The organism is Streptomyces sp. URMC 126 (genome assembly GCF_051386555.1).
Classification (GTDB): domain Bacteria; phylum Actinomycetota; class Actinomycetes; order Streptomycetales; family Streptomycetaceae; genus Streptomyces.
On record NZ_JBPQTX010000046.1, the window covers coordinates 18,063 to 31,206 of the forward strand.

Sequence of the window (13,144 nt, forward strand, 5' to 3'; positions counted from 1 at the left end):
AGCCGGGACGGCCCGTTCAGTGGAGGAGACGCCTTGTCCATCCTGTTCACCGGGGCCACCGGGTTCCTCGGGTGCCGCCTCGTACGCGAACTCTTGGCGGACGACGGGGATACGCCGATCACCGTCGTCGGCCGCGGCTCCGCCCACGAACTCCGGGCCCGGCTCCTGGCCGCCGTGAACTGGCTGGACGACCCGCCGCTCCCGGCCGGAGCGCTCGACAGGCTGCGCTGCCTCAGCGGGGACGTCACCCTGCCCCGGCTCGGGCTCACCGCGGAGGAACAGGCGCGCGTCACCGACGGACTCACCCGGGTATGGCACAACGCGGCGCTCATCGCGCAGGAAGGCGAACCCGCCGCGTTCCACCTGACCAACGTCATCGGGACCCGCCACGTCCTGGAACTCCTCGACCGGGCCCCCGGCGCCCACCTCGCCCACGTCGGCACCGCCTACGTCGCCGGGCGGCGGCCCGTCGGCCGCGTCCTCGAAGACGATCTCCGTGAGGACCACGGCTTTCACACCGCCTACGAGGAGAGCAAGTACACCGCCGAACGTCTGGTCCGCGCCTGGGCGGCCCGTACCGGGCGGCCGGTGACCGTCCTCCGCCCCGGCCTCCTGGTCACCGACCGCCCGGCCCCCCAGGGGCTCCCCGTCCAGCCGTTGACCATGCTGCTCCGCGTCCTCGACTCCGGCCTGGGGAACCGGGCGGCACGCGACAACGGCCCGGACCGACTCCTCAACGGGCCGGGGAGCTCCGGGGGAAAAGTGCGCATCCGCATCGCGGTCGGCCCCCACGGCACCCTCAACATCGTCCAGGCCGACTATGCCGCCCGGGCGATGGCGCGTACGGTGGCGGCCCATGCCGCCCGGGAAGCGGCCCTGCGCACCGTGCACGTCACCCACCCGCGGAACACACCGACCGAGGCCGTCGTGGACGCGATCCAGGCCCGCCATCCGGGCTTCGCGTTCAGGCCGGTGCCGCACCTCCCGGACCCGACCCCGCTGGAGAAGCGGATCGCCGGACAGGCGGCCTTCTTGCTCGCGCTCGGCTCCCTGCGCCGCACCTACGACCGGACCAACCTGCTGGCCGCCGTCGGTGACCTGCCCGACCCCCAGGACATCGACCGGGCGTACCTGGTGCGCGCGGGCGGCTTGGGCCCGGCAGACCACGACCCGATCAGTGCGCGGTGACGTTTCCGCGTGCCCCGATACGGTCCGGGCCGCCGGCGAGACGGGGCCGGACGTCGCCGACCGGCGGCCCGCGCCCGCCGACGCGCCGCGGGGCCGAGGTCACGTCACGCCTCGGGCGCGTGGGGTTCACAACGCACCGGTCTGGGGTGAGCCGGATCCAGGGCGTTGAGCACCAGGTCCACCGACCGGTTACTGGTGACCATGGACGTGTGCGAACTCAGGTCGGCCTCGCATCCGTCCTGGAGAGTGATGTTCTCGACGGTCGCACCCGGTCCCGCCGTGAGGAAAGCGGTCCGGTACGGCGTCGACAGCAGGTCGTGGCGTGTCGCGATCGAGGTGTAGTGGACGCCGCTCACCGTGTCACCGCCCGCGTTGAGCTCCCGGAGGAACGACGACCCGGTCGCCTGCTGGGCGAAGCTCGGGCCCAGCAGTGGAGCGGTGACATCGCCCAGTCCGAACGGTTCCCCCAGCGCCGCGAGCCTGACGGTGTCGGTGCCGTGGTTGGTGGCGCCCAGGCTGACCAGGGTATGGACCTTGCCTCGCCCCCCGTCGAACTTCAGGTACTGACGCGGCACCACCCCGCCCAGGGAATGGCCGACGATGTCGACCTGGTTCGCGCCCGTGACGGCGCGCACCCGGTCGACGAACACGGCGAGCTCTCGCGACGAGACGCGGATGTCTTCGGTGCCGTTGACCCCCGGGACCCGCCCCGCCGCGCTGCGGCTCTCGTGGCCGTAGTTGGGGGCGTACACGCAGTAGCCGGCCGCCGCGATCTGGGGAGCCATCCACGTCCAGTTGTCATAGCGGTTCTCGAACATGCCGTGGACCAGTACCACCGGCCGAGGGTGCTCGCGGCTCGGCGCGCAGTGGAAGTCGTTGCCACCGGGTGTGTCCGCGTCGGGGTGGAGCAGTGCATAGGCCACCGCCGCCGTCCACGACCGGAGCACCGGTCCCGGGACCCCTTCCCGAGCCTGCGCGGCCGGAGCGGCCAGGGTCTGCCAGACCCCCGCCGTCACCACGGCCACTGCCGTGATCACACCGCGCCATCCACGCCGGGGCCGAGAGTTCGAGGTCTTTCGGAGCAGTGGGAGCGTTCGAGCGCTTATGGCCGTCTCCGATCCACGAGGCCAACACCCGTATGCGCAGGGGGCGCTGGGTGCCACACATCCGACACTCGGCAAGTCTGCGCTCACACTACGTGCGTACGCACAGGGGATGGCCGTCCTTCACTCGATCTGAGGGGGCCTCCGCACCCCGGGGGCGCACCGGAGCGCCTCGGGGCGCGGACGGCGGGGCGGCCCGGCCCGGGGGTCAGCCGGTGCGGCTCGCCCAGACCTCGACGTACGGGCCCCGGTCCACGCCGTCGACCGTGAAGCCCGCGCCGGCCACCGTGGCGGCGAACTCGTCCGGGTCCCAGACCGTGTACCAGCGGCGGCCGTCCGGTTCGTCGAGCCAGCCCGTCTTCCCCGTGGCCTTCAGGGCCACGTACAGCCGGCCCCCGGGCCGCAGCAGGGCGGCGAACTGCCGCAGCACGTCCACCACGTCATCCGTGGCGAGGTGGACGAGCGACGCGGCGGACCAGATGCCGTCGAACGTCCCGGCCGGGAACCGCGATCCGACCTCGCGCAGGTCGCACTGGGAGGTGGGCGCGTGGGCACCGGCCATCGCCACGAACACCGGGTTGAGGTCGACACCGCGCGCCACGTGCCCGTACTCCCGGAACCTCGCGAGGTCGCGGCCCGGACCGCAGCCCGCGTCGAGGATCAGCGAGGGCGCGGGCAGCGAACCCGCGAACCGCTCGACGCGATCGGCCATCTTCGGGGCGTGCACGGCCGCGTACGCGTCGGCGTGGTCGCTGTAGACGGCGACCGACGCGGCGACCGGGTCCTGCTGTCCGGCGGGGGATGTGGTGCTTGACGTCATGGCCCCATCCTGCGCCGTCCTCGGCGGCGCCTGCCAGCCGCCGGAGCGAAAACGGATCAAGCTCATACGCCGGCGGCCCCGGCGCCCGTGAGCTCCGCCGCCTCCTCCCGCGTCGCCACCGACGGCGGCGAGCCCTCCAGCGGCTGCCCGGCCGTCTCCCGCATGCAGGCCACCGCGGCCACGCCGACGAGCGCCGCGCCCGCGGCGTACCAGGCGGGGGCCAGGTCGCTGCCGGTGGCGTGGATCAGGCCGGTGGTGATCAGCGGGGTGGTGCCGCCGAAGAGCGAGGTGGACACGTTGTAACCGATGGACAGGGAGCCGTACCGCACGCGCGTGGGGAACAGGGCGGGGAGCGCGGCCGACATCGTGCCGAGCAGGCAGACGAGGGGAAGGCCCAGCAGGAGCGTGCCGCCGAGGACGGCGGCGACGCCGCCCTGCCCGATCAGCAGGAAGGCGGGCACCGACAGGACGACGAACCCGCCCATCCCCGCCATGAGCAGCGGTTTGCGGCCCACCCGGTCGTTGAGCCGCCCCACGCCGGTGACGACGCACATCAGCAGCAGCATGGTGACGATCAGGACGACGATGCCGTGCGCGTCGTCGTACCCCAGCCGGTCGGTGAGGTAGGTGGGCAGGTAGGAGAGGAGCATGTAGTCGGTGATGCCGTAGGCGCCGGCCAGGACGACGCAGAGGAGCAGCCGGCGCCACTGCGTACGGAAGATCTCCCGCAGGCCCGCCGGCTCCCGGGAGGCCGTCCGGCCCCCGGACCCCTCGGCCAGCTTCCGGAAGGCCGGGGTGTCCTCCAGCCTCATCCGCAGGTACAGGCCGACGAGCCCGAGCGGCCCGGCGACGAGGAAGGGCACCCGCCACCCCCACTCGCGCATCCCGTCGCCGCCGAGCCACGTGCTCATGACGGTGACGAGGCCGGCGGCGCCGACGTAGCCGGCGAGGGTGCCGAATTCGAGGAAACTGCCGTAGTAGCCGCGGCGCTTGTCGGGCGCGTACTCGGCGATGAAGGTGGACGCCCCGCCGTACTCGCCGCCGGTGGAGAAGCCCTGGAGCATCCGGAACACGATCAGCAGGACCGGCGCCCAGAAGCCGATGGCGGCGTAGGAGGGGATCAGGCCGATGGCGAAGGTGCCGGCGGCCATCAGCACCATCGTCAGCGCCAGCACCCGCTTGCGGCCGACGCGGTCGCCGAGCGGCCCGAAGAAGAGGCCGCCGAGCGGCCGGACGAGGAAGGCGACGGCGAAGGTCGCCAGGGACGACATCAGCCGCACGGCACCGTCCCCGGAAGGGAAGAACACGTCCCCGATGGTGACGGCGAGGTAGCTGTAGACCCCGAAGTCGAACCACTCCATGGCGTTGCCGAGCGCCGCCGCCTTCACCGCGCGTCTGACCAGCCGCTCGTCCGTAACGGTGACGTCCGTCTGGCGCGGGCGGGGCGGGCGGCGGTGTTCGGCCGCCCGGGAGAGCGCCGGATACCGGCCCTCGGCCGCCCTCGGATCACTGCCGTCACGCCGGACTTCGACGCTGCTGCCTTTTGGCAAGGCTCGGTTTCCTTTCCTGCGGAGCGCGGGCCCTGTAGGCGTTTCCAGGACAGCCCGTTTTCGCGGCTCGCCTTCACACCGGGCGGGCCCGCGAAACGGCCGGTGGCCGATTCGCGACGCAGATCACGTTGGGGTGCGGCGCGAGATCGAAGGGCCCCGGATCACGCGCGAGCCGGTGCCCAGGACGACCGCCACGGCCGGCCCCCGAGGACACGGACCGGCACACCGGGCCCGTGCCGGACGAGCCGCTGGGGTTCCGCGATGACACATCACCGGCACAGGGGCACCCCGGCTGCTCCCGCCTGTCGTGCCCCCTCGGATGCACGACAGGCGGGAACACCACCCCGGGTGGGGCCTGTGCACAGGTCGGGGCGGGTGTCAGGGTGAAGGGACGACGGTCCCGAGGCGTCTGGAGCGGAAACGTGCGAGTCCCCTTGACAGCCGGCCAGTTGGAGATCTGGATTTCCCAGATCCTGGAACCGGCCGGCACGCCCTACAACGTGGGCGACTACTACGAGATCACCGGCGCTCTCGACGCGGCGCTGCTGGAGCGGGCGGCGCGCATCGCCGTGGACGAGGCCGGGTCGCTGGGCGCACGGTTCGTGACGGACCCGGACGGGACACCGGTGCAGGAGCTGCGGCCCGCCGAGTGGGAGTTCGAGGTCCTCGACATGACCGGGAGCCCGGAACCGGACGGGCGGGCCGTGGCCTGGATGCGCGCCGACCTCGCCCGGCCGGTCGACCTCACCACCGGTCCGCTGCTCGGTGCCGCCCTGATCAAAGTGTCGGCCGACCGTCATCTGTGGTACCGCCGTGTCCACCACATCGTGGCGGACGGATACGGCCAGGCCGCCATCGCCCGCAGGACGGCCGTCCTCTACAACGCGCTGCTGAGCGGGAGCGCAGCCGAGCCGCCTCCCTTCGAGCCCATCACGGCCGCGGTCGAGCACGACCGGGCGTACGCGGCCGGCCGCACGTACTGTTCGGACCGGGAGTTCTGGGCGAAGGAGGCGGCGGCCTGGCCGGCCACGGGACGGCTCCACGAGGAGGCGCCGCCCGCCTCCGCGGCCCTGCACGCCCGCCACCACCTGCCGGCGTCCGCGGTCGAGGCGGCCGGGCGGCAAAGCGAGCGGCTGGGGATTCCCCCGGCGCACTTCCTGATCGCTGCCACCGCCCTCTACCTGCGGCAGGTCACCGGAGCGGATGAGGTGACCTTCGGCTGTTCCGTGGCCGGCCGGCCCACCCGCGTGCTGCGCGGCGTGGTCGCGCCGCTCGCGAACATCCTGCCCGTGCGGGTGGCCGTGGAGCCGGACGCCTCGGTACGGGACGCCTTCCTGCTGGTGGACGGCCGGGTCAGGCAGGCGATGCGCCATCACCGTTACCGTTACGAGGAGTTCCGGCGCGTCCTGTCCGCCGCCGGTCCGGCGGTTCCGGTCGGGGTCGGACCTCTGGTCAACGTCGTGAACTTCGACCGCGACCTGATCTTCGGAACGGCCAGGGGCGCGGTGCGCACGCTGAGCACCGGCCCGGTCCCGGACCTCAGCCTGTTCTTCGACGTGGGGTCGCCGGGCGAGGGGACGACCGTGTGCGTGGAGGCCAATCCGGCCAACTACGCGCCCGAGCAGGCCGACCGCCATGCCGGGGACCTCGGCCGCCTCATCGTGGACCTGGCCGTGGCCGACCCCGGATCACCCGTGCCCGTTCCTGCCCGCCGGTCCGGCTGAGGACCGGCCCCCGGGGCGGACGGCCCCGCGCCGTCATCCCCGGCGCCGGGCGTCCGGCGGGCCCGCGCTCGCGAGTACGCGGCACTCGGCCCCGGGCGGAACTTCGTCCGCGGTGTCGCCGCGCAACCGTCCGATGAGGAATCCGGCCTGGAAGCGGCTCTTGGCACCGAGCGCCTTCATGACCTCCGCGACATGGCGCTGGCAGCTGCGCACCGACAAACCCAGCCGCCGCGCGATGGACTTGTCCTCCAGGCCCTCGGCCAGCATGGCGACGATCGCTTCCTGGATCTCGCCCGAGATGCGGACGGCCGAAGCGGTGTCGAAGGCGAGCGGGAAAGGCGAGGCGCCGCGCCAGGCACAGTCGAAAAAGACCCGCATGTTGTGGATGAGATGCGGCTCGCGCACGAGCAGGGCCGCTCGCGGGTCGTCCGGTACGCCCAGCAGCGCCCTGTGCTTATCGAAGATCAGCATGCGGCAGAAGCCCTCGGACTGGGTGCGCACCTCTGCCCCAAGGCTCGTCACGTGCTGCACGTGATCGATCGTCGGCTGGTGGTACCGGGCGGGGTGCTGGTACAGGGTGCGCATGGCGACGCCGCGCGCGAGCATCCGGCGGTCCCGATCCTGCGCCGTCCGCAGCGCCTCGGGGCAGCGCGCCCCGCCGGGCTGCGCGGTGAGGACCTCCTCGCGGCAGGTGAACGTCAGCTCCTCGATGATCTCCTGGACCAGGCGCAGGTCGGCGATCAGCTCGACGGGAGCGGTCGCGGAGTTGCGCGCGCGGCTCGACTCGTAGGTGGGGAGCAGCGCGTCGAACATCCACCGGAACCGCTCGATTTCCTCGTGCTGGTGCTGGATCCGGCGCTCCATCGGACGCAGCAGCCGGTTGGCGGCGACGGTCGGGGGCACGACGGTGAGGCGGTCCGGCGCCCCCTCGGCGCGGCACAGCAGCCGCAGGTCCACGAGTTCCTTGACCGCCCGCTCCGCATCATCGGCGCCGAGGCCAATGTCCGCGAGATCCGCGATGCCGAGTACGGTCCGGTCCGCCGCGAATGCAAAAACATCCAGCGCTTCCCGGCTCAGCTCCATTTCACCAAGCGAGTGTGAGGTATTCATGGCCCCCCTGCATCATCCGATCTTTCCGCCGATCGGGATCAGCCTAGAGGTGGCTGATCAACAACCGGTCAACGGCGAGCAGACGGAATTGTTCCCATGGCGGTGAAGGAGCGGGAGAACCGCGGAGAAGGGGCTGCGGATGGTGACGGGAAGGCCGCCGGGAGGCGCGTGGCGGCCCGGCCCGGGAGCGGCGGGCTACTGAATCGGAATCGGGACTTCCGGCAATTGTGGTACGCCGAGACCTCGGGGAAATTCGGCGCCGCGGTCACAGGCGTGCTGCTGCCCCTGGTCGCCGTCTCCGCCCTGCACGCCGACACCTTCGAGGTGAGCCTGCTCAACGCCGCGACCTGGGTGCCCTGGCTTGTCATCGGCCTGCCGGCCGGGGTCTGGGTGGACCGGATGCGGCGCAGGACGGTCATGATGGCCGGCGACGCCGTCTCCTGCGCGCTGTTCGTGGCCGTGCCGCTGGCCCACCGGTCCGGTGTGCTCGACGTGCACGGGCTGCTGCTGGCCGCCCTACTGGCCGGCACCGCGGCGGTCTTCTTCCAGACCGCGTACACCGCTTACCTCCCCAGCGTCGTCGGCGCGGCGGACCAGGCCGAGGGCAACGCGAAGCTGCACGGCAGCGCCTCGGCCGCGCAGCTCGCCGGAACCGGCGCCGGCGGCCTGATCGCCCAGATCTTCGGCGCGGTGGACGGCATGCTCACCAACGCGGCGACCTTTCTCGTGTCGTTCGTGTGCGTGGCCCGGATCCGGCGCCGCGAGCCGCCGGCACCCATCGCCGTGCGGGCGCGGGGCGCCCTCTTCAAAGAAGTCGGCGAGGGCGTGCGGCTGGTGGCGCGCGACCGCTACCTGCGCGGCCTCACGTTGTTCGGCGCCGCTTCGAACCTGTTCCTGGGCGGATGCCAGACGCTGCTCGTGGTTTTCCTGGTGCGCGACGTGGGCCTGAGCGGCACCGGGGTGGGGGCACTGATGGCGATCGGCGGGGCGGGCGGTGTCCTGGGGGCGCTCGTGGTGCGCCGGGGTGTGGCCCGGTTCGGGACCGCACGGGCGCTGCTGTGGTTCGAGCTCGGCGTGCCGGCGCTCGCTCCCCTCATGGCGCTCACCACCCGGGGCGCCGGGCTGGCCTTCTTCGTCGTGGGCTACGCGTGCGCCTCGGTCGGCGTCGTGGCGGGCAACGTCATCAAAGCGGGCTTCCTCCAGGCCTACTGCCCGGCCGGGGTGCTCGGCAGGGTCTCCGCGTGCTCGTCGTTCCTCAACTACGGAACCCTTCCGCTGGGCGCTCTGCTCGCCGGCGGGCTGGGTACCTGGCTCGGGGTGCGCCCGACGTTGTGGCTCATGACCGCGGGCATCCCGCTGACCGCGCTGATCCTGCTCTGTTCGCCCGTCCGTACCCGCCGTGACCTGCCGACGCAGGGGGAGGCGACGGACCGGGCCGGGCGCTCCCCGCGGCATTGATTGTCACGATTTGTCCCCCTCTCATTTATGCGACAGGCGTGAACATCAGCCCCGAACGGCCTTGGGGGGTTCGCCTTTCGATGACAGCGTGAATCCCGCCGGCCGGTGATCGCATCCGGTCTCCGCAATCCGGTGGCCGTATCCGGTGCCTGGCCCGGCGACCGAATCGACGGCGCCGGCCGGAAAAAGAACACACTGCCCGTTCCGGAAGCACGAGGAAACCCCCCATGTTCCCACGCCGAATCCCGACAGCCGTGCACCGCGACCCGAACGGCGGAGGTGACACCGGATGGGGATGACGCTCCGGACCCGGTGGCATTCGAGGAAATCCGTCAGCAACATCAGCGACAACACGACAGGACGCGCAATACGATGAGTGACTCCCTCTCCTGGACCATCGAGACCGGAAAACCGGCGACGGCCCAAGTTCCGCACTTCGCGGACGCCGCCGAGGCGTGCGCCTGGCTCGCCTCGGTCCGCCCCGAGCTGCGCGCGGCACTGCACCGGCACGGCGCGCTCTACCTCCGCGGCCTGCCCGTACACAACGTCGACGACTTCGCGCGGGTTCGGGACGTCCTCGTCCCGCAGCGCACGCCCTACCGCGAGAAGGCCACCCCCCGCAGCAGCTACGGCAACGACGTCTACTCCTCGACCGACCTGCCGCCGAACCAGCCGATCCGCATGCACAACGAGAACAGCTACACCCTCACCTTCCCCGGTCTGCTGCTGTTCGCCTGCCTGACGGCTCCCGAGGAGGGCGGGGCCACGCCGGTCGCCGACTGCCGCGAGGTGCTGCGCCGCCTTCCCGCCGACCTGGTCGCGCGGATGCGTGCCGCGGGCTGGGTACTGTCCCGCACCTACTCGGAACACATCTCGCTCGACTGGCGCACGGCGTTCAACACCCAGAACCGCGAGGACGTCGAGAAGTACTGCGCGGACAACCTCATCTCCTGCGCGTGGGACGCCTCCGGCGCCCTGCGCACCCGGCAACTGCGACCGGGCATCATCCGGCACCCCGGGACGGGCGAGGAGGTCTGGTTCAACCACATGGCCTTCTGGAACTCGTGGTCGCTCGACGAGGAACTCAGAGAGGCGCTGCTCGACGAGTTCGGCCCGGGCGGCCTGCCGTTCGAGACCGCCCTCGGCGACGGGAACCCTCTGAGCCGCGAGGACATCGAGACGATCAACGCCGCCTACGAGGCCGCGACGCTGCGCCGGGCTTGGCAGCCCGGGGACGTCCTGCTTGTCGACAACATCCTGGCCACCCACGGCCGTGACCCCTATCGAGGCGACCGGCGCATCGTCGTCGCCATGGGCGACCCGGTCGCACTCGACGCCTGCCGGCCCACCGTGGCCCCCGCCGCACGAGAGGAGCAGGCCGCGTGACCGGCGTTCTCGAGGGCCCCCACAGCCCGGAGCCGGCCGTCTCCCCGGCCGCCGCGCACGGCCGGCCCATGCCCGTCGACCTGCTGACGCGCTTCCGGCAGGCCGCGGCGAACGATCCGTCCGGGATCGCCGTCCACGACCACGGCAACCACCTGACCTTCGCCGAACTCGACCGGCGCACCGCCGCGACGGCGGCCGTGCTGACCGGGCTGGGTGTCGCCCCCGGCGACCGGGTCGGCGTCAGCCTGCCCCGCGGCGCGGGCCTCGTCGTCGCGTTGCTCGCCGTCTGGCGGGCGGGCGCGGCGTACGTCCCGATCGACCCCGAGTACCCGCGGGAGCGGCGGCACGGCATGGTGCGCGACGCCGGAGTCCGGGTCCTGGTGACCGCCGACGGCAGCGGATGGCCGGACGACGTGCGCACCGTCGAGGCCGGCCGGGCGGCGGCCGCCGCAGACCGGCACCCGGCGCCTCCCGTGCCGGTCACCGCCCACACCCCGGCCTATGTCATCTACACCTCCGGTTCGACGGGCACTCCCAAGGGCGTCGAGACCACGCGCGGCGGTGTGGCCGCCCTGGTGGCCGGGCTGGAGGAAGCGGGCATGTACGCCGCGCGGCCCCGTGTCGTCGCCTGGAACGCCAGCGTCTCCTTCGACGCCTCGGTCCAGCAGTGGGCGCGGGTGTGCCGGGGCGACACGCTGGTCGTGCTCGACGAGGACGAGCGCACCGACCCGGCGCGGCTGGTCGCGGCCCTGGACGCCTACGGCGTACGGGATCTCGACCTGACCCCCTCGCACTGGCCCCTGCTCCGCGCCGACCTGCTCAAGCGCGCGGCCGAAGGCCGGGCGGAGACACTGCGGCTGTTCATGGGCGGCGAGCCGGTCCCCGAGCGGACCTGGCGGGAGCTCGCGGAGGCACGCACCACCGGGCGGCTCGAAGCGCTGAACCTGTACGGGCCGACCGAGTGCACCGTGGACGCCACCGCGGCCTGGATCGAGGGCGGCACCCCGCACATCGGTCCCGCGCTGACGGGTGTACGGGCGTACGTCCTGGACGCCGGTCTGCGGCCGGTGGCCGCAGGCGAGCAGGGCGAGCTGTACCTGGCGGGGCCCCAGGTGGCCCTGGGGTACGTGAACCGGCCCGCGCAGACCGCGACGCGGTTCGTCGCCGACCCCTTCGCCGCCGACGGCACCCGCATGTACCGCACCGGGGACAAGGTGCGCACGCGTGCCGACGGGGCCCTGGAGTACCTGGGCCGCATCGACCGGCAGGTCAAGATCCGGGGTTACCGCGTCGAGCTGGGCGAGATCGAGGCGGCGCTGGCCGGTCAGCCGGGCGTCGCCGCCGCCGCGGTCACGCTGCACCGCAGCCCGGTCACCGGCGAGCAACTCGTCGCGTACTACGTGGCGGCGGCCGACTCGGCGGACGGGATTCCGACCGCCGAGGCGCTGCGCGGGCGGCTGGCCAGCGTACTGCCGCAGTTCATGCTGCCCACCGTCTACACCGCCCTCGACGCCCTGCCGCTGACGGTGAACGGCAAGATCGACGTCGCCGCCCTACCCGCTCCCGAGGAGAGCGCGGAACCGGCGGCGCACAACGCCCCGGACGACGCCCTCGAAGGCGAGGCCGAGACACTGATCGCCGCCGTGTGGTCCGAGGTGCTCGGCCGTGAGCGCGTCCGGGCCGACGACGACTTCTTCGCCATGGGCGGCCACTCACTGATCGCGCTGCGCGTCGTGGCCCGGCTCAAGAAGCAGTTCGGGGTGGCCATGTCGACCCGCGAGGTCTACCGGCACCCCCGGCTCCGGGACCTGGCCCGGCACGTCGACACGCTGCGCGCCGGCGCCTGACCGCGGCGACGCACACCACGCGGGGCACGGGCCCGCCGGTCACGGCCCCGCCGCCGGGACGGGCGAGGGCCCGCCCGGCATCCGTTCGAGAAGTACAAGAAGCACAAGAAGACGAGGAAGAAGACCGCCATGGCTGGACGAACACCCGAAAAACAGGACACCACCGTCATCCGGGTCAAGGAACGGGACGAGCACACCTCGCGCACGCTCGTCTGCCTGGGCTTCTGCGGCGGCGGCACCGGGCCCTACCACGCGTGGAGCGCGTGCCTCCCGGCGGACGTGGCTCTGTCGGCCATCTGCTACCCGGGCCGCGAAGGGCGGTTCGCGGAGCCGTGCGCGACGGACTGGGACGAGCTCGCGGCCGACACCACCGCCGCCGTGCTCTCCGCCGTCGACGGTCCGTACGTCCTGTTCGGCCACAGCATGGGCGGCTGGATGGCCTTCGACGTCGCGGCCCGCATCGAGCGCGGCGGCGGGCCGCTGCCCGAGACGCTGGTCGTCTCCTCGTGCAACGCGCCCGACCGCGGTCTGACGCCCCGCGACATGTTCCCCGCCCGGCAGGACAGCGACGCGTCACTGCTGGACTGGATGCGGTCCAACGGCCTGATGCCCGCGCACGTCCTGGAGGACCCCGACCTCCAGGAGATGGCGGTGGAGCTCATGCGGGCGGACATCCAGGTCCGCGACACCTTCCGCCACACGCCGGGGACCACCGTGAGCGTCCCCGTGCAGATGCTCTCGGCGACCGACGACGCCGTCATCGAGCAGGACGCCGGAAACCAGTGGCGCCGGGTCGCGACCGGTCCCTACCGCCACGACGTACTGCCCGGGGGGCACTTCTACACCCCGGACATCTGGCGCGAGCTGCCAGTCCACATCCGCGCCCTGACCGAGACGCCGCTCGGCGCCCCCGCCTGAACCCGCACGGCACATCCTCCCCTCCACCCCTCCCTGTTCC

The 13,144-nt window shown here is 72.6% G+C and carries 10 protein-coding genes; 6 read left to right on the top strand and 4 right to left on the bottom strand.

Translation table 11 applies throughout. The features are described 5' to 3' along the window. Nucleotides 1-33 precede the first annotated feature (33 nt). Entirely contained in the window at nucleotides 34-1,188 is a 1,155-nt protein-coding gene (locus ACSNOK_RS08575; RefSeq protein WP_436779995.1) for an SDR family oxidoreductase, read from the top strand. Between the two features lie 104 nt (nucleotides 1,189-1,292). Here ACSNOK_RS08575 and ACSNOK_RS08580 read toward each other — a convergent pair whose 3' ends face one another. The 3 genes from ACSNOK_RS08580 to ACSNOK_RS08590 all read right to left on the bottom strand — a co-directional run bounded on the left by ACSNOK_RS08580 (nucleotide 1,293) and on the right by ACSNOK_RS08590 (nucleotide 4,661). Next, nucleotides 1,293-2,225, bottom strand: a complete 933-nt coding sequence (locus ACSNOK_RS08580) for an esterase/lipase family protein (protein WP_436779996.1) — start codon at nucleotides 2,223-2,225, stop codon at nucleotides 1,293-1,295. A 274-nt stretch (nucleotides 2,226-2,499) separates the two neighbouring features. Further along, entirely contained in the window at nucleotides 2,500-3,111 is a 612-nt protein-coding gene (locus ACSNOK_RS08585; protein WP_436779997.1) for a class I SAM-dependent methyltransferase, read from the bottom strand. A gap of 62 nt (nucleotides 3,112-3,173) precedes the next feature. Next, complete coding sequence (locus ACSNOK_RS08590) at nucleotides 3,174-4,661, bottom strand: MFS transporter (RefSeq protein WP_436779998.1); 1,488 nt, start codon at nucleotides 4,659-4,661, stop codon at nucleotides 3,174-3,176. Between the two features lie 422 nt (nucleotides 4,662-5,083). On the opposite strand from ACSNOK_RS08590, the gene ACSNOK_RS08595 reads away from it, so the two are divergent. Beyond that, a complete protein-coding gene (locus ACSNOK_RS08595; protein WP_436779999.1) occupies nucleotides 5,084-6,385 on the top strand; it encodes a condensation domain-containing protein in 1,302 nt (433 codons plus the stop codon). A gap of 33 nt (nucleotides 6,386-6,418) precedes the next feature. On the opposite strand, the gene ACSNOK_RS08600 is transcribed toward ACSNOK_RS08595, so the two are convergent. Then, nucleotides 6,419-7,468 carry a LuxR C-terminal-related transcriptional regulator gene (locus ACSNOK_RS08600; RefSeq protein ID WP_436780000.1) on the bottom strand — a complete coding sequence of 350 codons (1,050 nt, stop codon included), beginning with the start codon at nucleotides 7,466-7,468 and terminating at the stop codon, nucleotides 6,419-6,421. 195 nt (nucleotides 7,469-7,663) lie between these two features. On the opposite strand from ACSNOK_RS08600, the gene ACSNOK_RS08605 reads away from it, so the two are divergent. The 4 genes from ACSNOK_RS08605 (at nucleotide 7,664) to ACSNOK_RS08620 (ending at nucleotide 13,104) form a co-directional block, all read left to right on the top strand. Further along, a complete protein-coding gene (locus ACSNOK_RS08605) occupies nucleotides 7,664-8,953 on the top strand; it encodes an MFS transporter (RefSeq protein WP_436780001.1) in 1,290 nt (429 codons plus the stop codon). 372 nt (nucleotides 8,954-9,325) lie between these two features. Next, complete coding sequence (locus ACSNOK_RS08610; protein ID WP_436780002.1) at nucleotides 9,326-10,339, top strand: TauD/TfdA family dioxygenase; 1,014 nt, start codon at nucleotides 9,326-9,328, stop codon at nucleotides 10,337-10,339. Next, nucleotides 10,336-12,186 carry a non-ribosomal peptide synthetase gene (locus tag ACSNOK_RS08615; protein ID WP_436780003.1) on the top strand — a complete coding sequence of 617 codons (1,851 nt, stop codon included), beginning with the start codon at nucleotides 10,336-10,338 and terminating at the stop codon, nucleotides 12,184-12,186. The genes ACSNOK_RS08610 and ACSNOK_RS08615 overlap by 4 nt, the downstream gene beginning before the upstream one ends. Nucleotides 12,187-12,315: 129 nt before the next feature. After that, nucleotides 12,316-13,104 (top strand): thioesterase II family protein, encoded by a 789-nt coding sequence (locus ACSNOK_RS08620; protein ID WP_436780004.1) that lies wholly within the window; start codon nucleotides 12,316-12,318, stop codon nucleotides 13,102-13,104. The last annotated feature ends 40 nt before the right edge of the window (nucleotides 13,105-13,144 follow it).